Here is a 24,515-nt window from a genome sequence, read left to right as displayed (position 1 = left end):
GCCGCCCCCCCCCCCCGCGCCGCCCCCCCCCCGCCCCCCCCCCCCGCCCCCCCCCCGCCCCCCCCCCGCCCGCCCCCCCCCGCCCCCCCCCCCCCCCCCCCCCCCCCCCCCCCCCCGGCCGGCCCCCCCCGTCAGGTGAGGGACTTCTTCAGCACCTTGCCGGCGGCGGTCAGCGGCAAGCTGTCCCGGAACTCGACGACCCGCGGATACTTGTACGCCGCCAGCCGTTCCCGGCAATGGGCGATCAGGTCGCTGGCCGCGACCGAGCAGCCCGGACGGGCGACCACGATCGCCTTGATCTCCTGGCCGAGCCGCTCGTCGGGCACCCCGACCACTGCGGCCAGCAGCACCTCCGGGTGCTCGTTGAGCGCCTCCTCGACCTCCCGGGGGTAGACGTTGTAGCCGCCGCGGATGATCAGCTCCTTCTTGCGGTCGACGATGAACAGGTAGCCGTCCTCGTCGAGGTAGCCCAGGTCGCCGGTGTGGAACCAGCCGTCCCGGAAGGCTTCCGCGGTGGCTTCCGGCTTGCCGTGATAGCCACGCATCGTGTGATAGCCCCGGGTGACGACCTCGCCGACCTGGTCGCGGCCCGCGGGCAGGCGACGCCCGGCCTCGTCCCAGATCTGTGCCTCGACGCCCCAGACCGGCCGGCCGACGCTGTAGACCCGGCGGTCCTGCGGGTTGTGGTTGAAGGTGATCGTCGCGGCGGTCTCGGTCATGCCGTATCCCTCCAGGATCGGCACCCCGAAGCGGTGTTCGAAGGCGTCCAGCACGTGGGCCGGGATGGCGTCACCACCGGAGATGCACACTCGCAGGGACGTGGTGTCGTAGCGCTCGTCGTACGGGTGCGCCAGCAACGCGGAGAACATGGTGGGCACGCCGTCGAAGATCGTGGCCCGGTGGCGGGTGATGGCGCCGAGCACCGCGTCCGGGGAGAAACGCGGGACCAGTGACAGGGCGGCGCCGAACCGGATGCCGACGTTCATCGTGCTGCACATGCCGAAGACGTGGAACAGGGGCAGGGCGGCGATGACGACGTCGTCCGGTTGCAGTTCGAACAGCCGCCCGGGAACGTCGGCGTTCAGGTAGAGCTGGAGGTTGGTCAGCTCGGCTCCCTTGGGACGGCCGGTGGTGCCGGAGGTGTAGACGATGGCCGCCGTGTCGTCGGCGTTGCGCTCGGCCAGCGGGAACGGCTCGTCCGTGGCCGTCGTCAGCTCGCTGAACGGGCGCGCGGCGCCCGGCGGCACCGGGCCGGCGGCGTAACAGTCGTCGATCCCGGCTTCGGCGGCGACCTTGCCCGCGTCCTCGATCAGGCCCGCCCAGGTGATCAGCAGGCGCGCACCGGAGTCGGCGAGCTGGTAGGCGATCTCCGGGGTCCGCATCAGGACGTTGAGGGGGACGACGATCGCGCCGGCCTTGAGGATGCCGTAGTACGCGATCGGGAACTCGGCGATGTTCGGCAGTTGCAGCGCCACCCGGTCACCGGGCCGGATGCCGCGGGCGGTCAGGGCGGCGGCGACCGCGTCGGAGCGGGCGTCGAGTTCTCCGTACGTGATCGTCTGCTGGTCGGTGAGGATGGCCGGCGCGTCCGGCCGGGCGGTCGCGGACTCGCGGAGGATGACAGCGAGGTTGAGCATCTTCGACTCCTTCGCCGTTGAAGGGCATCAACCCACCCTCGGTCACCGGGAGTGAGCCTGCTCTCACCGTGACGAGTTTCGGCCCGGCGCGGCAGGGCCGGACGTCCCCATCAGCGATGGGCGGCGTGCAGGATGTGCCGGCGCTGCTCGTACTCCTCGGCGTCGATCTCACCGCGGGCGAACCGCTCGTCCAGGATCTTCTCGGCCCCGGTGTCGGCGCTCTCGCCGCGCTCGGCACGCGAGGGCCACCAGGCGACGACTCCCACCAGGATGATCGCGGTCAGCAGCAAGGACAGCAGGATCGACAACCAGCCGGAGCCCATGCCCATGAAATGCGGGTAGTGGTACATCATGGCCGTACTCCTTCCCTCCTACCTGTCATGGTGGAACGGTCCGGCACCGGCGACAGGAGTCCATCGACCCGTACAGATCGGGCGAAGGACCGTTTCGGCTTCCGTGTCCAGTCCATAACGTACGGTCATGAACAGAGCCTTCGCCTCAGAGGATCACCACACCGTCGTGGTGGGCGTCGACGGCACTCCGGCCTGTTCGGCCACCGTCGAGCTGGCGGCGGCCGAGGCGGCCCGGCGCGCGGCACGGCTGCTCATCGTTCATGTCTGGCCGGGGAACTACCGCGGCCGCTTCCGTGTCCACGACGGTCACCGCACCGAGGTGGAGGGCCTGCGCCTGCTGGCGGCGGCCGCCGGCTTTGCCGCGGCGACGGACCCCGCGCTGGTCGTCGAGACCGCGCTGCGGGCCGGGAGTGCCGGTGAGGCGCTCGCCGAGTGTTCCCGGGCCGCCGGTCTGCTCGTCGTCGGGCATCGGGACAGCCAGCTGACCCGTTCGGACTGGGGTTCGACCACCCGCCTGCTGGCGAGCCACTGCGCCTGTCCGCTGATGGTGCACCGGGGTCGTCACGACGCCCGGGGGCCGGTCGTCGTCGGGGTGTCCGGACGTCCCGGCGCACCTGCCCTGGGCTATGCGTTCACGCAGGCCGCGGCCACCGGCACCACCCTCGTGGCGGTGCACGCGTGGCATCGGCCCCCGGATCGGCAGACGCCACACCCGATACCCGTCGGTGAGGGCGGCCCGGAACGTCGTGCCGCAGCCGAGATGCTGGCCACCGCGGTGATCGGCTGGCAGTGGCGGTTTCCGCAGGTCACGGCGGACACCCTGGTCATCCCGGAGATGGACGCGACGTACACGCTGAACCGGGCGTCCCGGCGTGGTCGCCTGCTGGTGGCCGGGGCCGGTGGCCGGGGCGAGCTCACCGAGCTGGTCGGCACGCCGCCGGCGCACCCGTCCGGCCGGCACGGCCTCTGCCCGGTTCTGCTGGTACCGCCGGGCTGGCCGGTGCAGGCGCCCCCGGTGGGTGCCTCCACGGCACAGCTCACGGATTGACCCGCACCCGCCACGTGGCCGAGGTGCCGGCGCCACCGGGGCCGGGGCCGACGTCGAAACTGCCGCCCAGCTCCCGCGCGCGCCCGGCCAGGTTGATCAGGCCACCCCGGGCCAGGGCGGGATCCGTGCCGATCCCGTTGTCCTCGACGGCGACCAGGGCCTCGCCGGCGATCACCGAGACCGAGACCCGGACGCCGGTCGCCCGGGCGTGACGCGCGACGTTGGACAGCAGCTCGCGCAGCACCGCGACCAGGTCGGGCACGATCTCGTCGGGGATCGCCGTGTCCAGGGGCCCGTTCGTGTCGAGGACGGGACGGAAGCCCAGGGTTTCCGCCGCGGCTTCCACGACCTGATGGATCTCGGAGCGCAGCGACGTACCGACCGGCGTGCGCAGTTCGAAGATGGAGCGCCGGATGTCGCGGATGGTGGCGTCCAGATCGTCGACGGCGGCGTTGATCCGCTGGGGCGCGTCGGGCCGCCCGATCTGCTGGACGGTGCCCTGCAGGTGCATCCCGGTGGCGAACAGTCGCTGGATCACCACGTCGTGCAGGTCGCGCGCGATCCGCTCGCGGTCCTCGAGCACGGCCAGCTGCCGGCGCTCCTCCTGAGCCCGGGCTCGTTCGAGGGCCAGGGCTGCCTGCCCGGCGAAGGTGGACAGCAGCGCGGCATCCTCCTCCTCGGTCGCCTGCCCGGCCGTCTGGGTCACGATCAGCACGCCTTGGAGGGTGTCGGCGGCGGTCAGCGGCGCGGCCAGGGCCGGCACCGCCGGGACAGCGACCGGCCAGTCCAGGGCCGCCCGCAGGTTCTCCACGGCGCGGTAGCGTTCCTGTCCGAACGCGAGCGCGGCCGCGGTGTCGACCGGCACGGGCTGCCCGGCCAGGCCGGCGCAGTCCGGGTTCGCACCGTCGGCCACCTCGATGGTGTATCGGCTGTTCGGCTGGTCGTAGAGCAGGACCAGGACCAGCTCGGCGCGGGCGACCTCGCGGGCGCGGCGGGCGATCAGCCGCAACGCGTCGGTGCGGTGCACGGTGCCGAGCAGGACGCTGGTGATCTCGGCGGTGGCGGCCAGCCAGCGTTCCCGTCGCTGGGCCAGCTCGTAGAGGCGGGCGTTGTCGATGGCGATGCCTGCCGCCGCGGCCAGCGCCACCACGATCTCCTCGTCGTCGTCGGTGAACTCGGCGGCGCCCTGCTTCTCGGACAGGTAGAGGTTGCCGAAGATCTGGCCGCGAGTGTGCACCGGCACCCCGAGGAAGCTGTGCATGGGCGGATGGTGCGGCGGAAACCCGTACGAGTCGGGATGGTTGCGGATGTCCGGCAGCCGGACCGGTTTCGGGTCGGTGATCAGCAGGCCGAGAACTCCCTGCCCGCGGGGCAGATCACCGATCCGGGCGTGGGTGGCCGGATCCATGCCGTGGGTGATGAAGTCGTTGAGGTCGGTGCGATCGGCCCCGATCACTCCGAGCGCGCCGTACCGGGCGCCGGCCAGGGCGCAGGCGGCCTCGACGATGCGCCGCAGGGTGCTGCTCAGGTCGAGGTCGCTGCCGATGCCGACCACCGCGTCCAGCAGTGCGCGCAGCCGTTCCCGGCTGGCCACCACGTCCCCGACGCGGTCGAGCATCTCCTGCAGCAGCTCGTCGAGCCGCACCCGGGACAGCGGGGAAAGACCCAGGGACAGCGGCTCCGGCCGCTCGCCGCGGGCAGTCTGCTCGACCATGCCGCCAGCCTAGCGGCCGGGCCTCCACCCCGGAATCAGGCTTTCAAGCCAATCAACCCCGATTGATCCGGTACGCCTTCAGCAGGCGCGCCCACCAGGGACGTGAACCCGCCGAGCGCGGTGCCGGGCAGCCGGCGCGCTTGATGCTGAGCCAGCCGCCCGGGCCCATCGTGACCGCACCGACTGCCGGCCGGTTCCGCGCCCCAGCGCTCACGGCCACCGCGATCACCACCGCACCGGTCGCGGCCAGCGCCGCCGCGACCAGCCGGTTCACGTCGACGACGGGACGGTAGACCACCTCGTCCGGGCCGACGATCCAGGCGCCGACCGGGCGGTCGCCGTCGGTCACCGGCAGAACCGACATCGTGCCCTCCCGGGCGGCCGTCACCGGCCGCCCGTCGACCGTGCTGGTCATCTTCCCGCTCCTATCGGCTGTCGGAACCGGTCGTGCCGGCCACCGCAGCACGACCTGCTTCGAGGCGGGCGATCGGCACGCGGAACGGCGAGCAGGACACGTAGTCCAGGCCGGCCTCGTGGAAGAACCGCACCGACGCGGGGTCGCCGCCGTGCTCGCCGCAGACGCCCACGGTCAGCTCCGGCCGGGTGGCGCGGCCACGTTCCACCGCGATCCGCACCAGCTCGCCGACCCCGGCCGGGTCGATCGTCTCGAACGGCGAGGTGGCGAACACGCCCAGTTCCAGGTATCGGCCGAAGAACGCGCCCTCCACGTCGTCGCGGGAGAAGCCCCAGGTCATCTGGGTCAGGTCGTTGGTGCCGAAGGAGAAGAAGTCGGCGGCCGCGGCGATCTCCCCGGCGGTCAGCGCGGCCCGCGGCACCTCGATCATGGTGCCGATCCGGATCGGCGGAGCGCCGGGAACCGAGGCGAGGACCGACTCGGCCTCCGCCCGCACGATCTCCAGCTCCTGAATCGTGGCGACCAGCGGCACCATGATCTCCGGCCGCGGATCACCACCGGCGGCGACCCGGGCCGCGGCAGCCTGCGCGACTGCCCGGACCTGCATCGCGAACAGCCCGGGGATCACGAGTCCCAGGCGCACACCCCGCAGTCCCAGCATCGGATTCGATTCATGCATCCGGCGTACGGCGTTGAGCAGCACCCCGGCGTGCCCGGTGTCCTCGCCGAGCGCCTCGGCCGTGGCGACCCGCGCGGTCAGCTCCTCCAGCGGCGGCAGGAACTCGTGCAGCGGCGGGTCGATCAGTCGCACCGTCACCGGCAGCCCGTCCATCTCGGTGAACAGCCGCTCGAAGTCGGCCCGTTGCAGCGGCAGCAGCGCGGCCAGGGCCTCGTCGCGCTCGCCGTCGGTCGCGGCCAGGATCAGCCGTTCGACCAGCACCCGGCGGTCGCCGAGGAACATGTGCTCGGTCCGGCACAGGCCGACCCCGGTCGCGCCGAAGCGGCGGGCACGGGCGGCGTCGTCGCCGGTGTCGGCGTTGGCGTGCACACCGAGGCGGGCGACGTGATCGGCGTGTGTCATGAGGCGTTCGACGGCGGACAGGAGCGGATCGCCGTACGCGCTCAATTGTTTTTCGAAGAAACGCACCACGCGGGACGGGCGTACGGGCACCGGCCCCGGGAAGACCCGGCCGGTGGCGCCGTCGATCGAGATCACGTCGCCGGCCCGCACGACGCGGTTCCCGACGGTGAACGAGTCGGTGCCGATCTGCACCTGTTCGGCGCCGCAGACGCAGGTCTTGCCCATGCCGCGGGCGACGACGGCGGCGTGCGAGGTCTTGCCGCCGCGGGCGGTGAGGATGCCCTGGGCGGCGATCATGCCGGGCAGGTCGTCCGGGTTGGTCTCCCGGCGCACCAGGATGACCGGCCCGTCCGCGGCCACGGCGGCCGCCGAGTCGAAGACCACCGCACCGACCGCCGCACCCGGTGAGGCCGGAACACCCGTGGTCAGCGGCTCGGGGGCGGCGCTCTCGTCGAAGCTGGGGAACATCAGCTGGGCCAGTTGCTCGCCGGTGACCCGCTGCAGCGCCTCGTCGAGGGTGATCACACCTTCTTCGACCAGTTGCGCGGCGATCACGAACGCGGCCGCCGCGGTGCGCTTGCCGACGCGGGTCTGCAGCATCCACAGCTTGCCGTGCTCGATGGTGAACTCGATGTCGCACAGGTCGCGGTAGCGCTGCTCCAGCCGTTCCATGATCGACAACAGCTGGGTGTAGCTCACCGGGTCGCGTTCGGACAGGTCGTTCAGCGGCATCGTGTTGCGGATGCCGGCGACCACGTCCTCGCCCTGAGCGTCCGGCAGGTAGTCGCCGTAGCTGCCGCGCCGGCCGGTGGCCGGATCCCGGGTGAACGCCACCCCGGTGCCGGAGTCGGCGCCACGGTTGCCGAAGACCATCGCCATCACGTTGACCGCGGTGCCCAGGTCCTGCGGGATGCGTTCCTGACGGCGGTAGAGCACGGCCCGGTCGGCGTTCCAGGACTTGAAGACGGCGCCGATGGCCAGGAACAGCTGCTCGTGCGGTGCCTGCGGGAAAACTCGGCCGGTGTACGTCTCGAAGACCTTCTTGTAGACGCGGACCAGGTCCCGCGGTTCGGTCGCCGACTCGGCGTCGAACGCCGCCGCGGGAACGTCGAACACCGTGCGGCCGAACATCTGGATCAGCCGGCGGTAGGAGTCCCAGGCGAACCGTTCGTCGCCGCTCTGCCGGGCCAGGCCGAGCACGCTGCGGTCGTTGAGTCCGATGTCCAGGATCGTCTCCATCATCCCGGGCATGGAGAACTTGCCGCCGGATCGTACGGAGAGCAGCAGCGGGTCGGACGGGTCACCGAAGGCCTTGCCCAGCCCCGCCTGCATCGCCTGCAGGTGCTGTTCCACCTCGGTGAGCAGCCCGGCCGGCATCGCGCCGAAACGCAGATAGGCGCGGCATGCCTCGGTGGTGATGGTGAACCCCGGCGGCACGGGCAAACCCATCCGGGTCATCTCGGCCAGGTTGGCCCCCTTGCCTCCGAGCAGGTCCTTGAGGTCCTTGTTGCCGTCGATGAAGTCGTACACGTATCCAGACACCTGAATCCCACCCTCGCTCCCTCGCGGTTTGTCTCCTCCTTCGTTGCTAGCCCGCCGGGGGCCTCGCCGAGTAGGGCCGTCGGCCCGGCCAGGCGGGTCCTGAAGCCCTGTTCCGCCGCGGCGCACGGGCGTCCGATGGGAGGAGGACCGGAAGGAGGCCCGCCACCATGGAGCACAAGAAGATCGTCATCGGGTTCGACGGGTCGTCCAGCGCCCAGGCCGCTCTGGCCTGGGGCCTGGACGAGGCGCACCGCACCGGCGCCGCCGCCGAACTGGTCTACGCCGACGAGTGGCCGTTCTGGGCACCCGCCGCCAGCATGGTGCCGTCCCCGGCGCTACGGCCGGACACCTACGTGGACGAGGTGATCGGCGGCATGCTGGAGCGCGCCGCCGCGACCGCCCGGCAGACCCATCCCAGCGTCCCGATCAGTGCCAGGACGGTACGGGCGCTTCCCGCGACTGCCCTGGCCGAACGCTCCGACCACGCCGGGATGATCGTGCTCGGCACCCGCGGGCACAGCGCCCTGGCCGGCCTGATCGGCTCGGTCGGCGCGGCGGTCGGCGCGCACGCCCACTGCCCCGTCGTGGTGATTCACGGGGAGGTCACCGGCGACGGCCCGGTCGTCGCCGGCGTGGACGGTTCCCCGCTGACCGACGCGGTGCTGCGGTTCGCCGCCGAGCAGGCGGCCGGCCACGGCGTCGCGCTGCGGATCGTCCCGATCGCTCCGGTCGACGTCACGATCGGTGACGACTTCCCCGGCCTGCCCGTCCAGGTCGACGCCGCCACCGAGGATCCTGCCGCCGCGCTGATCGCGGCTGGTGACACCGCCCGGATGCTCGTGGTCGGCAGCCGCGGGCACGGCGCGGTCCGCGGCATGCTGCTCGGCGCGGTCAGCCGGCAGTTGCTGCGCCACGCGAGCTGCCCGGTCGCGATCGTGCACGACCTGAGCGAGACAGGAGCAACGTCATGATGGCCAAGACCGGAGACCACATCGTCATCGAAGTCGACGGGCCCAAAGGGCACCGGCGGGAAGGCATCATCACCGCCGTCGGCCGCGCCGACGGGCATCCGCCGTACGAGGTGCAGTGGCTCGACAACGGCCACACCACCCTGATCTTCCCGGGCCCGGGAGCCCGGATCGAGGCGGTGAACTGACCCACCACAGCTCCCGATCATCGGGGCGGGCGCCGGCACCAGCGGCGCCCGCCCCGATGTGCCGGGTCGTTCGGCCCTGCTGACCATGAGCGACCAGTGCGGACACTGACGGTGAGGAACGACGCGGTCGCCAGGAGGCGGGAACAATGACTGAACGAATTGTCGAGATCCGGGATCCGGCCACCGGCCAGGTCACCGACATCTGTCATGGCCCGGCACCGGACGGGGACTGCCCGGGACGCGGCCGCGACGGTGTCGTGCCATGCGCCGGGATGCTGGTGCAGCCGCACGGCGGCGACCCGCGCCTGTGGCCGGTGGCGGTGCCGCCAGGCTGCCGCGGCTGCCGGCTCACCTGGAACGAGCAGGCCGCCGCCTGCACCCGTCGGGCGGAGAGCTGCCGTGACCAGTGGCAGGAGGGCCTGGAACAGGAGATCTACCTGGTCCGGGTGCTGGCCGCCCGCAAGGATCCGCGCTTCCGGCACATGTCCACACGGCAGCTGCGGATCACCGCGTTCTGGCGGTGGCGGCTGTCCGCGCAGGCGCAGGGCCTGCGGCACTCGGAGCAGAAGCAGCGGGACTGGGCACGGATGTACCTGGCGCTCGCCGAGCAGCAGCGCGCCGCCACACCGGCAATGCCGGCGGGCGGCGCCCACTGACCCTCAGTACGTCGTGAACGGCTCGTGCAGGTTGCCGAGTTTGTCGTCGTCGAAGGCGTACGTCACACCGGAGCTGACCTCGACCACACCGGCCACCTGACGGGTCAGGCGTTCGGCCAGTTCGGCCGAGGACCGGCGGTCGACCTTGCCGCCGAGGGCGACGACGCCATCGGTCACCTCGACGGTGACACCGTCGGCCTCGTCGATCAGGAACGTGCGCAGCACCCCGGCCACGACGTCCTGGCGGATCTCGTCATCGGTGCGCAGGTAGGTGCGCAGCAGGTCGCCGCGGGACGCGATCCCGACCAACCGGCCGGCGTCGTCGGTCACCGGCAGCCGCTTCACGCCGTGGCTGTCCATCAAACGGGCCGCGGCGGCGATCGGAGTGCTCTCCAGGGCCACCACGGCGGGCGTGCTCATCAGGCCGGCCGCCGTCCGGGCCGAGGCCTTCGCCCGCTCACCGCGGCGGCGCCGGCTCTCGAAGATCCGCGGCTGGTCCTCGCCCCCGTACTCGATCTTGCGCAGCAGGTCGGCCTCGGAGACCACCCCGGTCACCCGTCCGGAGCCGTCCACCACCGGCACCGCGCTGATCCGCCTCTCCACCAGCAGATCCACCACGTCCCGATAGGAGGCGTCCTCGGGGACGGACACCACGTCGCGGGTCATCACGTCACTGATCTTCCAGGTCCTCACCGCAATCCCTCCTCTTCCTGCGTCTCCCCCACCGTCGCCGCTGCGGGTCCTGGCCGCTAGAGACCTATGGCCCTGACCGCAGGGCATCGATCCGGATGACGATGCGAGAAGGAACCCGGGAGAAGGGGAACATCATGCGGACACCAACCGTCGTCGTCGCGGCCGACGGCACCGACGCCAGCCGCTCCGCGATCACGTGGGCGGCGGAAGAGGCACATCGCCGCGGGCAGCCGTTGCGCGTCACCACCGTCATGGACTGGGACTGGTCGACCGCCCGGCACGGATACGCCGGTGAGCTCTTCGAGACCGAGCGCCAGCACGCCGACGGCCTGGTGAACACCCTGGCTCGCCGGGCCCGCGAGGCCGTGCCCGGGCTCGAGGTCGAGACCGACGTTCTCATCGGCAACCCGGCCGCCCAGCTGATCATCGACTCGGAGAACGCGGACCTCATGGTTCTCGGTTCCCGCGGCCACGGCGGGTTCGCCGGCCTGCGGGTCGGGTCAGTGAGCCAGCGCGTCGCCACCCACGCGCACTGCCCGGTGGCAGTGATCCGCGAAACCGCCGTGTCCGGCGATCGGCCGGTGGTGGCCGGTGTGGACGACTCCCCCGCCGCCGAAGGCGTGCTGGAGACCGCGTTCACCGCGGCGCACCAGCGCGACACCGGGCTCGTGCTGATCCGCTCGTTCCTGCCGCCGCCCGGGGTCCGGAGCCCGGAGTTGGATGCCGAGGAGCACGCCCGGTTCACCGAGCAGGTGGCGCCCTGGCGGGCCAAGTTCCCGGACGTGCGGGTGGAGACGCTGCTGGCGCACGACGGCGTGGCCGGGGTGCTGGTCGGGGTCTCACACAGCGCCCAGCTGGTGATCGTCGGCAGCCGCGGGCACGGGGTGATCGCCGGGACGCTGCTCGGCTCGGCCGGGCTCCAGCTGCTGCACCACGCCGAGTGCCCGGTCCTGATCGTCCGCTCCGGACACCAGCCGCTCCAGCCGGAAACACGGAAGACCGAATGAACGCCCGAAGGAGGCGAACATGAAAAACCATCTGATCGTCGTAGGTGTGGACGGCTCCGAGGGCGGCCGCCGGGCACTGAGCTGGGCCGCCCAGGAGGCCGCCGGCCAGGACACCGCCGTGCAGGCGGTGATGGCCTGGCACTGGGACGGCATCGAGGCGGAGGCGATCTCCGCGACCTCGCCGGACGAGGAACGGCAGCACGCCGCCAAGGTCCTCGACCGGGAGGTGCGGGCCGCGGTCGCCGAGCACGGGTCGCGCCTGCCGATCGCCGCGGAACTGGTCGAGGGGTCACCCGCCGACGTGCTGACCGCCGCCGCCCGCGGCGCCGACCTGCTGGTGCTGGGCAGCCACGGGCACAGCGGCCTGTTGCACCGGGTCCTCGGCTCGGTCAGCGAGGCGTGCATCCGCAAGGCGGTCTGCCCGGTCGTGGTGATCCCGTCCGGCCTCGGTGAGAAGGCGTCCGAGCTGCACGTCGGGAGCGCTCAGCGATGACCCACGGAAACGGCCGGCGCCCCGGACGGGCGCCGGCCGTCTTGCCGTTCGCTCACTTCCGCGCGGCGGCCATCTGACGGGTCAGGTCGATCAGGCGGTTGGTGTAGCCCCACTCGTTGTCGTACCAGCCGAACACCTTGGCCACGTTGCCCTGCGCCTGCGTCAGGCGGGCGTCGAACACGCACGACGCCGGGTCGCCGACGACGTCGGAGGAGACCAGCGGCGCCTCGGTGTAGCGGATGATGTCGTGCATCGGCCCGGCCGCCGCGGCGGCGACCGCCTCGTTGATCTGCTCGGGGGTGACTTCCTCGGCCAGGGTGAGGGTCAGGTCGCTGATCGAGCCGTCCACGACCGGCACCCGCAGGGCCACGCCGTCGAGCCGGCCGGCCAGCTCGGGCAGGACCAGACCGACCGCTTTGGCCGCGCCGGTACTGGTCGGGATGATGTTGACCGCCGCCGCGCGGGCCCGCCGCGGGTCCTTGTGCGGGGCGTCCAGCACGTTCTGGTCGTTGGTGTAGGCGTGCACGGTGGTCAGGAAGCCGCGCTCGATCCCGAACGCCTCGTGCAGCACCTTGACCAGCGGCGCGACGCAGTTGGTGGTGCACGACGCGGCCGACACGATCTTGTGGTGGTCCGGGTCGAACGTCGCGGCGTTGACGCCCGGGACGAGCGTCGCGTCGACGTTCTTGCCCGGGGCGGAGATCAGCACGCGCTCGGCGCCCGCCTTCAGGTGCAGCGCGGCGTCGTCGCGGCTGCGCAGCCGGCCGGTCGCCTCGATGACCAGGTCGACGCCGAGGTCGCCCCAGGGCAGCGTGTCGGGCGTCCGGCCGGCGAACGTCGGGATCCGGTGCCAGCCGACGATGAGCTGGTCGTCGTCGCGCCCGACCTCGGCCTCCAGCCGGCCGAACGTCGAGTCGTACTCCAGCAGATGGGCGAGCGTCGCGGCGTCGTACAGGTCGTTGATCGCCACCACCCGCAGGCCACTGTTGACCATGTCCTTGGCCGTCAACCGGCGCAGGTAGTTGCGGCCGATCCGGCCGAAACCGTTGATCGCGATACGGTAGGTCATCGTTGTCCTCCCCTTTCGTCTTCCTCTCCAGGGTCGTCCGGACGAGGGCGCGAAGGCAGGGACGAAAGTCCCGCAAGGACGCAGCGGCAGGCTCGTCCCCGCACCGCGGCGCCGGGCCTAGCGTGGGACAGGAGGTTCCGATGTCTGTCCTTACCGCACACGAGATCCGGAGAGTCCTGGCCCGCCGATCGTTCGCCGTGCTCAGCCATGTGACGCCGGACGGCGCACCTCGGTCGAGCGGCGTCGTCTACACCGTGAACGGCGACCGGATGTTCGTCGTGGTCGCCGAGAACAGCTGGAAGGCCCGGCACATCGCCGCGAACCCGCACGTGGCCGTGACGGTGCCGGTCCGCCGCGGCGGCATCATGTCGCTGCTGGCTCCGATTCCGCCGGCGACGGTGAGTTTCCCGGCGGCGGCCGTGGTGCACACCGGGCAGATCCTGGCCGAGATGCCCGGGCTCGCCGCGCTGGTACCACCGCAACGGCGCTCCGGCTGCATGGTGCTGGAGATCCGGCCGGTCGGCCACTACGTCACATACGGGATCGGGGTGCCGCTGATGCGAATGCGCGACCCGCTGCGGTCGCGGGGCCGGGTGCCGGTGCTGGACGCGGCGCCGCCCCTGCGGCATTGACGCGAGAGATTTTCACACGAGCGCATTGTGATCTGTGCCACCAGAGACCTACCATCCAGTAGCGTCAATGGGAACACCGCGGGGTTTCGCATTCGAGCATCGTCCTGCTCACCCATCGGGAGAACACATGCGCTCCACCACCACCGGCCGTCTCTGGCGGCTCCTGGGCGCGGCGGCCACCGCCACCGCGCTCACCGCCAGCGCCACCACCTCCGTCGCCTCGGCCAGTCCGGCGTCCGCCGCCACCGCGCTGCGCGAGGTCATGTTCGTCGGCAACAACTGGGAGGGCACCGCCGACGTCATCAACTCCCGCGGCGACTTCGCCAAGATCGGTCGGGTCGACGTCGTGCCCGACAAGGATCAGCGGCTCGCCGAGATCTACCTCAACCCGATCAAGCTGATCTACTTCCTCGGTATCCGTAACGGGCCCGGCGAGGGCCACGACCAGCTCGTCGACGACCTCTACTCCACGCCGGACGGGACCGCGCTGGTGGCGTCACGGCCCAGTTTCGCCGACGTGGTCTCCATCGACCTGGCCACCGGGAAGGTCAAGTGGCGGTTCGCGGTCTCCGGTTATCGCGCCGACCACATGGCCGTCTCCCCCGACGGCACGAAGGTCGCGGTCTCCGCCTCCACCGCCAACACCGTGCACGTGCTCGACATCAACACCGGCGCGCAGCTCGGCTCGTTCGCCACCGGCGACAAGCCGCACGAGAACGTCTACACCGACGGCGGCCGGTACCTGTGGAACATGTCGATCGGCAACGTCGAGACCGACCTGGACAGCCCGGGGTGGGACTGGACCAAGGGCGACCGGCACATCACCGTGGTCGACACCAGCACGTACAAGGTGGTGAAAACCATCGACATGCGGTCGCGGCTCAACGCGTTCGGCCGGTCGGACCTGTCCAACGCCGTGCGCCCGGCGGTCTTCAGCCCCGACTTCGGCAAGCTGTACTTCCAGGTGTCGTTCTTCAACGGCTTCGTGGAGTACGACGTCGCCACCGACAAGATCACCCGGGTGAAGACGCTGCCGAAGAACCCGGCCACCAGCGACGACCGCACCACGTACGTCAACGACTCGCGCCACCACGGCCTGTCCATGAGCCCCGACGGCACCAAGCTGTGCGTCGCCGGGACGATGGACGACTACACCACCGTCGTGGACCGGACGAGTCTGCGGGAGGGACCGCTGGTCCCGGCGTCGAAGCCGTACTGGGCGACGGTCAGCGGCGACGGACGTGACTGCGTGATCTCCGAGAGCGGCGCCGACCAGGTCACCGCGATCGACTTCACCACCGGCCAGAAGGTGGTGTCGATCCCGGTCGGCGACCACCCGCAGCGGGTCCGGCTCGCGCACGTCACGGCCGGCTGGACCAGCCCGGCCGGCTGACCGTCCCCGCACCGCCGGGACGAAAGGCCCTGTTCCACCTCGCCGGGCGCGGGCAGGGTCGAGACAGCACCAGGATTGGTGTCTCGACCCGCCGGCCCTGCGAGGTGGCCATGATCAGCGGTAATACGTACCGTCAGCCGGTCCTCGACGCGCTCGATCGCGTCGCCCTGCGTGTTCCGCTGCGGCGCCTCGGAGTCATCGGCGAACCGGCCCGCCCGTTGCCGTCCGACACCGCCGAGGTCGGCCGCCTGTTGTCCGACGAGGGATTCGCCGCCCAGATCAGCGACCTGGCCCGGTCCCTGGGCCGTGATCCGGGCGCGGTGCACGCCGAGGCGGCCGGGTACCTGCGCGAGATGGGCGCCACCCACACCCCGCGCGCGACCGCGGACTGGGGCCGGATGAGCGCCTGGCTGGCCCGGGCGCACGATCTCGTGGTCGATCCCGAACAGCTGCGGCGCCTGCGGGAGCTGGATCGCACCCAGACCCTGCTGTTCCCGTTCTCACACCGCTCCTACCTGGACGGCATCACCGTCCCGGCGGCCGTGTCGACCAACGGCATGTCACCGGCGTTCGTGCTGGCCGGCGCGAACCTGGACGTGTTCCCGTTCAACGCGCTGCTGCGCCGGTCCGGCTTCGTCTACGTCCGCCGGTCCACCACCGACCTGCCGGTCTACCGGCTGGCGCTGCGCTGCTACCTCGCCGAGCTGATCCGCAACCGGCGCAACCTCTGCTGGTCGATCGAGGGCGGCCGGACCCGGACCGGAAAACTGCGCCCACCGACGTACGGGGTGTTGCGCTACGCGCTCGACGCGCTCGACGCGGACCCCGGGGCGCGCGCGATGATCGTGCCGGTCTCCATCGTCTACGAGCAGCTGCACGAGGTCGGCCGGATGACCGACGAGGCGCGCGGGGTGCGCAAGTCGCCCGAGGACCTGCGCTGGCTGTGGCAGTTCGGGCGCTCGCAGCGGGAGCGCTTCGGCCGCGCGTACCTGGAGCTGGGCGAACCGATCCCGCTGCGCGACCGGACGGCCGAGTTCCGCGCCGCCGACCCCGGCGGCGCCCACCTGGTCGAACGCCTCGCCCTGGTCGCGTGTCACGGCATCAACCAGGCCACCCCGGTGACCACCACCGCCGTGGTCTGCCTGGCGCTGCTGGCCGCCGACCGGGCGCTGACCCTCGACGAGGTGCAGTCCACGATCACACCCCTGGCGCGCTATCTGAGCCTGCGCGGGCGCCGGGTGGCCGGCGCCGCCAACCTGACCGACCGGGCCACCCTGTGCCGGGCCCTGGACGACCTGGCGCGCTCCGGGGTGTTGACCGGCTACGACGGCGGCACCGACGCGGTCTGGCGGATCGCCGCCGGTCAGCACCTGGTCGCCGCGTTCTACCGCAACACCGCCGTCCACCTGCTGATCGGCCGCGCCATCGGGGAGCTGTGCCTGGTGACCGCCGGGGAGAACGGCGACCAGGGCTTGCCGGCAGCCGGCCACGAGGCGCTGCGACTGCGCGACCTGCTCAAGTTCGACTTCTTCTTCCCGTCCCGGCACGTGTTCGCGGCCGAGATGGCCGCCGAGCTGGCACTGGCCGACCCGAGCCAGGCCGAGGCGGTGCACGAGTTCACCGCGGAACAGGCCCGGCAGTGGCTGCGGCAGAGCCGGCCGCTGGTCGCGCATCTGGTGCTGCGCCCGTTCCTGGACGCCTACCACGTCGTCGCCGACCGGCTGGTCACCTCGCCGGCCGGTGAGCGGTTCGACGAGGAGCACTTCCTCGGCGAGTGCCTACGCGTCGGCCGGCAGTGGGCTCTGCAGAAACGCCTGGCCAGCGAGGAGTCGGTGTCGCTGGAGCTGTTCAAGCCGGCGCTGCGGCTGGCCCGGCACCGCGGCCTGGTCGCCGACACGGCGCCCGGGGTGGACAAACGCCGGGCTGCCTTCCTCGAGGAGATTCGCGACGCGGTACGACGGGTCGGTGTGATCGCCGCCCTGGCCGAAGGGAGCACGTCATGAGCGTCTCAGTGGCGCAGCTGGTCGAGTCGATCCGCCGCGGTCCGGCCGGGCCGCGCGTCGGCGCGTTCTTCGACCTCGACGGCACGCTGGTCCAGGGCTACACCGCGCTGACCGCCTACCAGGAGCGGATCCGCCGCGGTCAGGCCGGTCCGACGGAACTGGCCCGGATCGCGATGGCGGCCCTCGACGGGGGTGTTCTCGGCGGTGACCCGGAGACGATCGCCCGGGCCGGGTTCGCCGCCCTGCGTGGCCGCACCGATGCCGAGATGACCCGGATCGCCGAGCAGCTCTTCGTCGAGAAGGTCGCCGGGACGATCCGCCCTGAGGTTCGCGACCTGGTCCAGGCCCACCTGAGCCGGGGGCACACGGTCGCGGTGGCCTCCTCGGCGAGCCGGATGCAGGTCGAGCCGGTGGCCCGGGACCTGGGCATCGCGCACGTGCTCTGCACCGAGCTGGAGCAGCGCGGCGGCGTGTTCACCGGCCGCTGCACCGGCGGCATGCTGTGGGGCCAGGCCAAGGCCGACGCGGTACGCGCGTTCGCCCGCCGGGCGCGGGTCACGATGCGCCGCAGCTACGCCTACGCCAACGGCGCCGAGGACGTCGCCTTCCTGAGCGCGGCCGGTTCGCCGTACGCGGTGAACCCGCACCCGGCGCTGCACCGTGTCGCCGCGGAGAACGGCTGGCCGGAGCTGCTGCTGCGGGAGCCGGCCACCCCGGGTCTCTGGTCCTACCTGGGCACCGCCGGTGCGCTGCTGGCCGTGGACACCGGGCTCAGCGCCGGGGTCCTCTACGGGCTGCTGACCGGTGACCGGCGGCGTGGCGCGAACGTCGGCCTCGGCCTGGCCGCCGACACCGGGCTGGCGTGTGCCGGGGTGAAGCTGAACGTCATCGGCGCGGAATACCTGGAGAAGATCCGCCCGGCCGTGTTCGTCGCCAACCACCAGAGCGCGCTGGACGCGCTGGTGCTGGGCTCGCTGCTGCGGCACGACTTCACCGCGGTGACCAAGCAGGAGGCCCGGTTCGATCCGCGGATGGCGCTGGTCGCTGCGTTCCTCGACCCGGTGTGGATCGACCGGTCGGACCCGCAGCGGGCCCGCCAGAGCATGGATGCCGCGGCGCGACGCGTACGGGGCGGGACGTCGGTGCTGGTCCTGCCGGAGGGCACCCGGATGCCGACCCGCCGGCTGGGACGCTTCAAGAAGGGCGCGTTCCATCTGGCCGTGCAGGCCGGGGTCCCGATCGTGCCGATCGTGCTGCGCAACACCGGCGAGCTGGCCTGGCGCCGGTCGATGGTGGTCAACCCCGGCACGGTCGACGTCGCCGTGCTGGAGCCGATCCCGACCGAGGACTGGACGGCCGACGACCTGGACCGGCGGATCACCGAGGTCCGTGACCGGATCGCCGGCACCCTGCGGGACTGGCCGCGGGAACTGAGCATGCCCTGGCCTCCGCGCTGAACCGGCGCCCGCCACCGTCGTTCGACGGTGGCGGGCCCGTGCCTCAGGACGGCCGGCGGTTGCGGGACGCGGCGCTGCTGCGGGCACGCCTGGCCGCAGCGGGCTTCGTCCGGCGCAGGGTCGCGAACTCCTCGGTCAGCCAGCGAGCGAGGTCGTCGGCCTCGGGCACCGAGGCGTAATCCGTGGTCACGCCGAACGCGGCCTGATCGGTGTAGGTGAAGGCGGCCACGCCCACGCGCATCCGCTCCCCGATCGGCACGTACGGCAGGATCTCCCGGATCGGGCGGCCCAGGATGTAGAGCGGCTCCCGCGGACCGGGCACGTTCGTGGTGACCGTGCTCAGTGCCCGCTGGGGCAGCCGCAACGCGGTCCGCACCACGAGCGACACCGCGGCGAACGGCTCGTGGTCGGCCAGCTCGATCAGTCCGGAGGTCGCCTCGATCTCGTGGGCCTCGCGCAGCCCGGCGATCCGTTCGTGCACCGCGGTGAGCCGGGCCAGCGGGCGGTCGAGTTCCACCGGCAGCTGGACCAGCAGCGACGACAGCCGGTTGTCGAGCCGGTCGTGCTGGTCGGGAGCGCGCATGCTGACCGGCACGAGCGTGCGGACCGCGCCCGGTTCGGGCTTCTCACCCCGTTGCAGCAGCAGCCGGCGCAGCGCCCCGGCGACCGCGGCCAGGTAGACGTCGTTGACCGTGACCTTGTGCGCGTGGGCGGTGTCGGCCAGCCGGGCGAACGGGACGCGGGTGAGCGCGTACCGGCGGGCCTGCCCGAGCGGGCCGAGCAGCGAGGTCTCCGGGGCCGGCAGGAACGCCTCGGCCAGCAGTGGCAACCCAGCGGTGGCCCGGCCGGTCGCGCCCGGGTCGCGCAGCGCGCCGATCAGCAGGGTGGCCTGCTCGATCGGGATGCGGGCGAGGCCGCCGAGGGCGTCGAGGGTCAGCTGCAGGGCACCGGCCGGCGGGGTGGGCTGCCACTCGTCGGGCACCGGTGGCCGCGGCTGCGGGCTGGTGTCGCACATGATCCGGTACAGCCCGTTGCCGGAGATCCCGTCGAGCAGGCAGTGATGCACTTTGGACATCAGCGCCCAGCGGCCCTCCGGCAGTCCCTCGATCAGCCAGTCCTCCCAGAGGGGGTGTTCCCGGTCCATCCGCTGGCTCATCACCCGGCCGACCAGGTTCGCCAGCTCGGCGTCGCCGCCGGGTGCCGGCAGCGCGGTGCGGCGCAGATGGAAGCCGAGGTCGAAGTCGGGATCGTCGGCCCAGACCGGGCGTCCCAGGTTGAACGGCACCCGCCGCACCCGCTGCCGGTACCGCGGCACCAGAGCCAGCCGGCCCCGGATCAGCTCGGTGAACTCCGCCTGGCTCGGCGCCGGGCCGTCCAGCACCGCGGTCGAGGAGATCGCCAGGGAGACGTGCGGATCCTGGTCCTCCGCGTCCAGGAAGGACGTGTCCAGCGGGCTCAGATACTCCATGGCGCACTCCTTCGATCACTGCCGGTCGGCGTTTCCCTCACCGTCTCGCCGCTGTCCCCTTGGTGACAGGGTCGGACGTCCCGCATTCGGCCATGGCGCGTGACACCATGGGAAGTCACGGGGCACAGCAGTGAACAGAGACCAGGTGGTGCACGTGACAACGAGGAACAAGCGGGTGGCCCTGGTCCTGGGTGCGGGCGGGACACTGGGCGCGGCCTGGATGATCGGCGGGCTGGCGGCGATCCAGGAGCGCGTCGGGCGGCCGCTCGGCGAGGCCGACACGATCATCGGGACCAGCGCGGGCAGCGTGGTGGCCGCGGCCCTGCGGCACGGCCTCACTCCGGACCAGCTCATCGATCACCAACTCGGGGTCGACAATCCCGCGGTCCCCGCCGCCGCCGATTTCGAACGCGACTCCGGCCTGCACCCGTCCCCGCCCCGGCTGCGCCTGGGTTCACCCCGGATGCTGGCGACCGCGGTGCTGGCGCCGCACAGCGTCCACCCGCGGGTGCTGGCCAGCGCGCTGCTGCCGGAGGGCCGCTCCGAGCACCGCACACTGCGGCAGTACGTGCAGGCGCTCGCCGGGGCGGAGCCGGGCCCCTGGCCGCGGCATGACACCTGGATCGTCGGCGTGGACTACGAGTCCGGCCGGCGCGTGGTCTTCGGTCGCCCCGGGAGCCCGCCGGCACCGCTGCCGGACGCGGTGGTGGCGTCCTGCTCGATCCCCGGCTGGCACCGCCCGGTCGTGATCGGCGACCGCCGCTACGTCGACGGCGGGGTCCGGTCGATCACGTCGGTCGACCTGCTGCGCAACCAGCAGTACGACGAGGTGTACGTGCTTGCCCCGATGGCCAGTTCCCGGACCGACCGGCCGTGGCATCCGGCCACCCGCGCCGAGCGGGTCCTGCGCCAGTTGCTCGCCGTCGAGCTGGCCCGCGAGGTGGCCAAGGTGGCGGGCACGGGGGCCCGGGTGAGCGTGCTGACGCCGGGCCCGGCCGACCTGGACGCGATCGGCGTCAACCTGATGGACGGCCGCCGCCGCGCCGACGTGCTGCGGACCGCCCAGACCACCATCCCGGCTGCGCTGGCGGCATAGGCGGCGGCATCGTGGGGGAACAGGACGTCCCGGTGACGCTCGGGGAGATCATCAGGCGGCAGCGCGAGGTGGCCGAGCTGTCGCTGCGGCAGCTCGCGTCCATGGTCGGCATCTCGAATCCGTACCTGTCGCAGATCGAGCGCGGGCTGCGCGCCCCGTCCGAGCGGGTGCTGCACGCCATCGCGACGTCGTTGCGGACCACCGCGGACGCGCTGGTGAACGAGGCCGCGCCGCAGGCGCCCGGCCCGGCGGCGGTGCTCGCCGCCATCGCGGCCGACCCGAACCTGACCGCCCGGCAGCGGCAGGCGCTGGCCGAGGTCTACGCGGCGATGGCCGAGGCGACGATCACCCGGCGCAGCCGGCAGCGATCCTCCGGGAACGGCGGCCGGCCCGGGGCGTGAGGCCCCGGGCCGGTGCGGCGGACCGCTATCGCAGGATCTGACGGGCTGTGCGGACGTAGGCGGCGCCGACGTCCTCGATGAGCCCGGCGCTCATCGTGAGCGCGTTCTTGGCCCACGGGTACGGCGTGATCTTCGCAGCGTCCTTCTCGAACGCGACGATGTCGGCGATCCCGCGCTCGTAGACGTTCACGGCGAGGGCGCCGATCTCACGGCCGATCTCACGCCGCTTCGCGGCGTGGACAACCGGCGGGGCCTTCTCGGCCGGCTTGGCCGGACGGGCAGTGGTCGTGGTGGTCATGGCAAACCTCCCTTCTCCCTCTCAGTTAGCACGTTAGCCGCGCGCTGCTAGCAGCGTCAGAGGCGTTCGCCCCCGCCCCAACAGGGCCGGGTGACCCGCAGAAGCGGGACTTTCTGCCCCGTTTCGCGTCCGCGCCCGGTCCGGCGGGTGTAAACCGGATCCTTGGAAGCTGCTGTGGAACGGAACTCTTTCCCTGATCGTCGTCGGCGGTGCCGCCGTACCGAGAAATCGGGTTTGGTGGTGGATCGATGTTCGAGGATCTGCTGGAAGCCGCACCGGACGCCATCGTCGGCGTCACCGCGGACGGCACCATCGTGCTGGTCAACGCCCAGACCGAGCGGCTGTTCGGCTTCCGGAGACAGGAGCTGGTCGGCCAGTGCGTCGACGTGCTCGTGCCCGAGGCGTTCCGGGCGGCGCATCCGGGTCACCGGGACCGGTACTTCGCCCAGCCACGGAGCCGGCCGATGGGCGCCGGTCTCTCGCTGACCGCCGTCCGCAAGGACGGCACCGAGTTCCCCGCGGAGATCAGCCTCTCCGCCCTGGACACCGGCGAAGGGCTGATCGTGTCGGCCGCCATCCGCGACGTCACCGACCGGCTGATCGCCCAGGCCGAACGGGAACGACTGATCACGCAGGCCGAACGGGACGCCGCCGAACGCCGGATGCAGCACGCCCGCCGGCTGGAGAGCCTCGGCGAACTGGCCGGCGGTGTCGCCCACGACTTCAACAACCTCCTGGCGGTGATCAGCAACTACACCGAGCTCGTCCGGGAGACCCTCGCCGAGCCGGCACTCGACCGGGCCGCCATCGACACGGCCTGCCACGACCTCGAGCAGATCAGCCGGGCCGCCGAGCGCGCCGCCCGCCTGACCAAGCAGCTGCTCACCTTCGGCCGCCGCGACATCACCCACGCCGAGGTCCTCGACCTCAACCGCGTCGCCGGGGAGGTCCACGAGATGCTCCGGCGGACCATCGGCGAGCACATCCGGCTGGTCATCGACCTGGAACCGGCACTGCGGCCGGTGACCGCCGATCCCACCCAGATCGAGCAGATCCTGGTCAATCTCGTGGTCAACGCACGGGACGCGATGCCCGGGGGTGGAACGGTGTCCGTCGAGACGACGAACGCCGACCTCGGCGACGACGACGTCACCGAGGTCCTGACCGCGGGCCGATACGCGCGCCTGCGGGTCAGCGACACCGGGACCGGCATGCCCCCGGAGGTGATGGAACGCGCCTTCGAGCCGTTCTACACCACGAAGCCACGGGGGTCGGGAACCGGGCTGGGGCTGGCCACCGTCTACGGCATCGTCCGCTCGTCCGGCGGCGACATCGACCTCTACTCCAAGCCCGGGACCGGCACGACGATCACGATCCTGCTGCCGGCGGCCGGCCGGACGGCCGAGACACCCGCCGCCGGGCCGGCCGGCGGCCGCACCGCCGTTACGCCGCACACGACGATCCTGGTGGTCGAGGACGAGGACGCGCTGCGCCAGGTGATCACCCGGATCCTGACGCACGCGGGCTACCACGTGCTGGCCGCCGCCGGCGGTGCCGAGGCCGTCCACATCGCGCAGACCCACCCGTCGATCCCCAGCCTGCTGTTCACCGACGTCATGATGCCGGGGATGCTGGGCAACGAGGCGGCCGACCGCATCCGGGCCGTGCACCCGCACCTGCCGGTCCTCTACATGTCCGGCTACGCCCGCCCGGTGCTGGCCGAGACCGGCCGGCTCCCGGACGGGGTAGCCATCATCGAGAAGCCGTTCACCAGCCAGGAGCTGCTGGAGAACGTGCACCTGGCGATCCACGGGACGGGCCGGGCCGTTATCGGCTGAGGACCACCTTGAGGGCGCCGGTCCGGGCGGGCTGCGCGAAGACGTCGTATGCCTGCTCGAACTCGTCGAGACCGAACCGGTGGGTGACCAGTGACGAGACGTCGAGCTGACCACCGTCCAGCATCGCCAGCAGCCGCGGCGTCGAGTACGTGTCGACCAGCCCCGTGGTGATCGTGACGTCGCTGATCCAGAGCTTCTCCAGGTGCAGCGTGGCGGGTTTGCCGTGCACGCCGATGTTGGCGATCCGCCCGCCCGGGCGCACCAGCGTCTGACACATCTCGAAGGCCTCCGGCACGCCCACCGCCTCCATGACCACGTCCGCGCCGAGGCCGCCGGTCAGCGCGCGGACCGCGCCCAGCGGCACCCGCTCCGGCAGCAGCGTGACGTCGGCGCCCAGGTTCTTGGCCGCCTGCAACCGGCTCTCCGCCTTGTCGATCGCGACGATGTGCGCCGGGGAGAACAGCCGGGCGGTCAGGATCGCGGCCAGACCGATCGGGCCCGCGCCGATCACGACCACGGTGTCGCCCGGGCCGACCTGGCCGTTGAGCACGCCGACCTCGTAGGCGGTCGGGAGGATGTCGGCCAGCAGCACCGCGTCCTCCGACGACAACCTCGGAGGCAGCTTGTAGGTGGACAGGTCGGCGAACGGGATCCGGGCGTACTCGGCCTGCACCCCGTCCAGACGGTGACCGAGCTGCCAGCCACCGCCGGCGCGGCACTGGCCGTACCGGCCCTCCCGGCAGAACCGGCAGGCGCCGCACGCCGAGATGCACGAGGCGAGCACCCGGTCACCGTCCTTGACCCGGCTCACCGCGGCGCCGGTCTCGACGACCGTGCCGACCGCCTCGTGCCCCAGGATCCGGCCCGGGGTCACCTCCGGCACATCCCCGCCCAGGATGTGCAGATCCGTCCCGCAGATGGTCACCGCGTCGACGCGGATCACGGCGTCGCGCGGGTCGCGGATCACGGCGTCCGGGACCTGGGTCCAGGAACGTTCGCCGGCTCCGCCGTACACGAGTGCCTTCATGATCTTCTCCTTCGTCGTTGAAGGATTCGCATGTCTGA

23 protein-coding genes are annotated in these 24,515 nt (G+C 72.1%); 13 read left to right on the top strand and 10 right to left on the bottom strand.

Annotation, left to right across the window (positions count from 1 at the left end; translation table 11 throughout):
• Positions 1 to 131: 131 nt before the first annotated feature.
• The gene (locus ACH442_RS45835) at positions 132 to 1,637 is read right to left on the bottom strand and encodes a long-chain fatty acid--CoA ligase (RefSeq protein ID WP_396344498.1); all 1,506 of its coding nucleotides are present in this window, start codon (positions 1,635 to 1,637) and stop codon (positions 132 to 134) included.
• A 110-nt stretch (positions 1,638 to 1,747) separates the two neighbouring features.
• Positions 1,748 to 1,990, bottom strand: coding sequence for an SHOCT domain-containing protein (locus ACH442_RS45830; protein WP_396344497.1), 243 nt, complete (start codon positions 1,988 to 1,990; stop codon positions 1,748 to 1,750).
• A gap of 127 nt (positions 1,991 to 2,117) precedes the next feature.
• Between ACH442_RS45830 and ACH442_RS45825 the strand changes: the two genes are divergently transcribed.
• Positions 2,118 to 3,038, top strand: a complete 921-nt coding sequence (locus tag ACH442_RS45825) for a universal stress protein (protein WP_396344496.1) — start codon at positions 2,118 to 2,120, stop codon at positions 3,036 to 3,038.
• Here the strand turns inward: ACH442_RS45825 and ACH442_RS45820 are convergent.
• From ACH442_RS45820 to ppdK, 3 genes are read right to left on the bottom strand one after another with little or no spacing between them, the layout of a single operon-like run.
• On the bottom strand, positions 3,028 to 4,752 hold the full coding sequence (locus ACH442_RS45820) for a GAF domain-containing protein (protein ID WP_396344495.1): 1,725 nt from the start codon (positions 4,750 to 4,752) through the stop codon (positions 3,028 to 3,030). The genes ACH442_RS45825 and ACH442_RS45820 overlap by 11 nt on opposite strands.
• A 52-nt stretch (positions 4,753 to 4,804) precedes the next feature.
• Complete coding sequence (locus ACH442_RS45815; protein WP_396344494.1) at positions 4,805 to 5,167, bottom strand: hypothetical protein; 363 nt, start codon at positions 5,165 to 5,167, stop codon at positions 4,805 to 4,807.
• 10 nt (positions 5,168 to 5,177) lie between these two features.
• Positions 5,178 to 7,790 (bottom strand): pyruvate, phosphate dikinase, encoded by a 2,613-nt coding sequence (ppdK, locus tag ACH442_RS45810; protein WP_396344493.1) that lies wholly within the window; start codon positions 7,788 to 7,790, stop codon positions 5,178 to 5,180.
• Positions 7,791 to 7,957: 167 nt separating this feature from the next.
• Here ppdK and ACH442_RS45805 point away from each other — a divergent pair, with 167 nt between their 5' ends.
• The 3 genes from ACH442_RS45805 to ACH442_RS45795 all read left to right on the top strand — a co-directional run bounded on the left by ACH442_RS45805 (position 7,958) and on the right by ACH442_RS45795 (position 9,602).
• On the top strand, positions 7,958 to 8,761 hold the full coding sequence (locus ACH442_RS45805; RefSeq protein WP_396344492.1) for a universal stress protein: 804 nt from the start codon (positions 7,958 to 7,960) through the stop codon (positions 8,759 to 8,761).
• On the top strand, positions 8,758 to 8,946 hold the full coding sequence (locus ACH442_RS45800; protein ID WP_396344491.1) for a DUF1918 domain-containing protein: 189 nt from the start codon (positions 8,758 to 8,760) through the stop codon (positions 8,944 to 8,946). Before ACH442_RS45805 ends, ACH442_RS45800 begins: the two co-directional genes overlap by 4 nt.
• 146 nt (positions 8,947 to 9,092) lie before the next feature.
• A complete protein-coding gene (locus ACH442_RS45795; RefSeq protein ID WP_396344490.1) occupies positions 9,093 to 9,602 on the top strand; it encodes a hypothetical protein in 510 nt (169 codons plus the stop codon).
• 3 nt (positions 9,603 to 9,605) lie between these two features.
• Here the strand turns inward: ACH442_RS45795 and ACH442_RS45790 are convergent, their stop codons facing one another.
• Positions 9,606 to 10,295, bottom strand: a complete 690-nt coding sequence (locus ACH442_RS45790) for a CBS domain-containing protein (protein WP_396344489.1) — start codon at positions 10,293 to 10,295, stop codon at positions 9,606 to 9,608.
• Between the two features lie 134 nt (positions 10,296 to 10,429).
• Here ACH442_RS45790 and ACH442_RS45785 point away from each other — a divergent pair, with 134 nt between their 5' ends.
• Both ACH442_RS45785 and ACH442_RS45780 read left to right on the top strand, forming a co-directional pair.
• Complete coding sequence (locus ACH442_RS45785) at positions 10,430 to 11,302, top strand: universal stress protein (RefSeq protein ID WP_396344488.1); 873 nt, start codon at positions 10,430 to 10,432, stop codon at positions 11,300 to 11,302.
• A gap of 19 nt (positions 11,303 to 11,321) precedes the next feature.
• Positions 11,322 to 11,795: a universal stress protein gene (locus tag ACH442_RS45780; protein ID WP_396344487.1), complete on the top strand. Its 474-nt coding sequence runs from the start codon at positions 11,322 to 11,324 to the stop codon at positions 11,793 to 11,795.
• A 52-nt stretch (positions 11,796 to 11,847) separates the two neighbouring features.
• Here ACH442_RS45780 and gap read toward each other — a convergent pair whose 3' ends face one another.
• Positions 11,848 to 12,864, bottom strand: a complete 1,017-nt coding sequence (gene gap, locus ACH442_RS45775; protein ID WP_396344486.1) for a type I glyceraldehyde-3-phosphate dehydrogenase — start codon at positions 12,862 to 12,864, stop codon at positions 11,848 to 11,850.
• Between the two features lie 140 nt (positions 12,865 to 13,004).
• On the opposite strand from gap, the gene ACH442_RS45770 reads away from it, so the two are divergent.
• The 4 genes from ACH442_RS45770 to ACH442_RS45755 all read left to right on the top strand — a co-directional run bounded on the left by ACH442_RS45770 (position 13,005) and on the right by ACH442_RS45755 (position 18,349).
• Positions 13,005 to 13,496, top strand: coding sequence for a pyridoxamine 5'-phosphate oxidase family protein (locus ACH442_RS45770; RefSeq protein WP_396344485.1), 492 nt, complete (start codon positions 13,005 to 13,007; stop codon positions 13,494 to 13,496).
• 127 nt (positions 13,497 to 13,623) lie between these two features.
• Positions 13,624 to 14,889, top strand: a complete 1,266-nt coding sequence (locus ACH442_RS45765) for a YncE family protein (protein WP_396344484.1) — start codon at positions 13,624 to 13,626, stop codon at positions 14,887 to 14,889.
• A gap of 110 nt (positions 14,890 to 14,999) precedes the next feature.
• On the top strand, positions 15,000 to 16,892 hold the full coding sequence (locus tag ACH442_RS45760) for a lysophospholipid acyltransferase (protein ID WP_396344483.1): 1,893 nt from the start codon (positions 15,000 to 15,002) through the stop codon (positions 16,890 to 16,892).
• A complete protein-coding gene (locus ACH442_RS45755) occupies positions 16,889 to 18,349 on the top strand; it encodes an HAD-IB family hydrolase (RefSeq protein ID WP_396344482.1) in 1,461 nt (486 codons plus the stop codon). Before ACH442_RS45760 ends, ACH442_RS45755 begins: the two co-directional genes overlap by 4 nt.
• A 43-nt stretch (positions 18,350 to 18,392) precedes the next feature.
• Here ACH442_RS45755 and ACH442_RS45750 read toward each other — a convergent pair whose 3' ends face one another.
• Positions 18,393 to 19,817 (bottom strand): wax ester/triacylglycerol synthase family O-acyltransferase, encoded by a 1,425-nt coding sequence (locus ACH442_RS45750; protein ID WP_396344481.1) that lies wholly within the window; start codon positions 19,815 to 19,817, stop codon positions 18,393 to 18,395.
• Between the two features lie 154 nt (positions 19,818 to 19,971).
• On the opposite strand from ACH442_RS45750, the gene ACH442_RS45745 reads away from it, so the two are divergent.
• Complete coding sequence (locus tag ACH442_RS45745; protein WP_396344480.1) at positions 19,972 to 20,913, top strand: patatin-like phospholipase family protein; 942 nt, start codon at positions 19,972 to 19,974, stop codon at positions 20,911 to 20,913.
• 11 nt (positions 20,914 to 20,924) lie between these two features.
• Entirely contained in the window at positions 20,925 to 21,314 is a 390-nt protein-coding gene (locus ACH442_RS45740; RefSeq protein ID WP_396344479.1) for a helix-turn-helix domain-containing protein, read from the top strand.
• A 25-nt stretch (positions 21,315 to 21,339) separates the two neighbouring features.
• On the opposite strand, the gene ACH442_RS45735 is transcribed toward ACH442_RS45740, so the two are convergent.
• Positions 21,340 to 21,612 (bottom strand): hypothetical protein, encoded by a 273-nt coding sequence (locus tag ACH442_RS45735; protein WP_396344478.1) that lies wholly within the window; start codon positions 21,610 to 21,612, stop codon positions 21,340 to 21,342.
• Positions 21,613 to 21,860: 248 nt separating this feature from the next.
• Here ACH442_RS45735 and ACH442_RS45730 point away from each other — a divergent pair, with 248 nt between their 5' ends.
• Positions 21,861 to 23,450: an ATP-binding protein gene (locus tag ACH442_RS45730; protein ID WP_396344477.1), complete on the top strand. Its 1,590-nt coding sequence runs from the start codon at positions 21,861 to 21,863 to the stop codon at positions 23,448 to 23,450.
• On the opposite strand, the gene ACH442_RS45725 is transcribed toward ACH442_RS45730, so the two are convergent.
• Positions 23,440 to 24,477, bottom strand: a complete 1,038-nt coding sequence (locus ACH442_RS45725; protein ID WP_396344476.1) for a zinc-dependent alcohol dehydrogenase family protein — start codon at positions 24,475 to 24,477, stop codon at positions 23,440 to 23,442. The genes ACH442_RS45730 and ACH442_RS45725 overlap by 11 nt on opposite strands.
• Positions 24,478 to 24,515: the final 38 nt, after the last annotated feature.

The sequence above is a fragment of the Actinoplanes sp. NPDC020271 genome, assembly GCF_044388125.1.
GTDB lineage: Bacteria > Actinomycetota > Actinomycetes > Mycobacteriales > Micromonosporaceae > Actinoplanes.
This window is presented reverse-complemented; position numbering and strand designations above follow the sequence as displayed.

Excerpts from the sequence above, each read along its gene's own strand:
- ACH442_RS45835 (WP_396344498.1), bottom strand. The coding sequence starts at position 1,637 with ATGCTCAACCTCGCTGTCATCCTCCGCGAGTCCGCGACCGCCCGGCCG.
- ACH442_RS45830 (WP_396344497.1), bottom strand. The coding sequence starts at position 1,990 with ATGATGTACCACTACCCGCATTTCATGGGCATGGGCTCCGGCTGGTTG.
- ACH442_RS45825 (WP_396344496.1), top strand. The coding sequence starts at position 2,118 with ATGAACAGAGCCTTCGCCTCAGAGGATCACCACACCGTCGTGGTGGGC.
- ACH442_RS45820 (WP_396344495.1), bottom strand. The coding sequence starts at position 4,752 with ATGGTCGAGCAGACTGCCCGCGGCGAGCGGCCGGAGCCGCTGTCCCTG.
- ACH442_RS45815 (WP_396344494.1), bottom strand. The coding sequence starts at position 5,167 with ATGACCAGCACGGTCGACGGGCGGCCGGTGACGGCCGCCCGGGAGGGC.
- ACH442_RS45805 (WP_396344492.1), top strand. The coding sequence starts at position 7,958 with ATGGAGCACAAGAAGATCGTCATCGGGTTCGACGGGTCGTCCAGCGCC.
- ACH442_RS45800 (WP_396344491.1), top strand. The coding sequence starts at position 8,758 with ATGATGGCCAAGACCGGAGACCACATCGTCATCGAAGTCGACGGGCCC.
- ACH442_RS45795 (WP_396344490.1), top strand. The coding sequence starts at position 9,093 with ATGACTGAACGAATTGTCGAGATCCGGGATCCGGCCACCGGCCAGGTC.
- ACH442_RS45785 (WP_396344488.1), top strand. The coding sequence starts at position 10,430 with ATGCGGACACCAACCGTCGTCGTCGCGGCCGACGGCACCGACGCCAGC.
- ACH442_RS45780 (WP_396344487.1), top strand. The coding sequence starts at position 11,322 with ATGAAAAACCATCTGATCGTCGTAGGTGTGGACGGCTCCGAGGGCGGC.
- gap (WP_396344486.1), bottom strand. The coding sequence starts at position 12,864 with ATGACCTACCGTATCGCGATCAACGGTTTCGGCCGGATCGGCCGCAAC.
- ACH442_RS45770 (WP_396344485.1), top strand. The coding sequence starts at position 13,005 with ATGTCTGTCCTTACCGCACACGAGATCCGGAGAGTCCTGGCCCGCCGA.
- ACH442_RS45765 (WP_396344484.1), top strand. The coding sequence starts at position 13,624 with ATGCGCTCCACCACCACCGGCCGTCTCTGGCGGCTCCTGGGCGCGGCG.
- ACH442_RS45760 (WP_396344483.1), top strand. The coding sequence starts at position 15,000 with ATGATCAGCGGTAATACGTACCGTCAGCCGGTCCTCGACGCGCTCGAT.
- ACH442_RS45755 (WP_396344482.1), top strand. The coding sequence starts at position 16,889 with ATGAGCGTCTCAGTGGCGCAGCTGGTCGAGTCGATCCGCCGCGGTCCG.
- ACH442_RS45750 (WP_396344481.1), bottom strand. The coding sequence starts at position 19,817 with ATGGAGTATCTGAGCCCGCTGGACACGTCCTTCCTGGACGCGGAGGAC.
- ACH442_RS45735 (WP_396344478.1), bottom strand. The coding sequence starts at position 21,612 with ATGACCACCACGACCACTGCCCGTCCGGCCAAGCCGGCCGAGAAGGCC.
- ACH442_RS45730 (WP_396344477.1), top strand. The coding sequence starts at position 21,861 with ATGTTCGAGGATCTGCTGGAAGCCGCACCGGACGCCATCGTCGGCGTC.
- ACH442_RS45725 (WP_396344476.1), bottom strand. The coding sequence starts at position 24,477 with ATGAAGGCACTCGTGTACGGCGGAGCCGGCGAACGTTCCTGGACCCAG.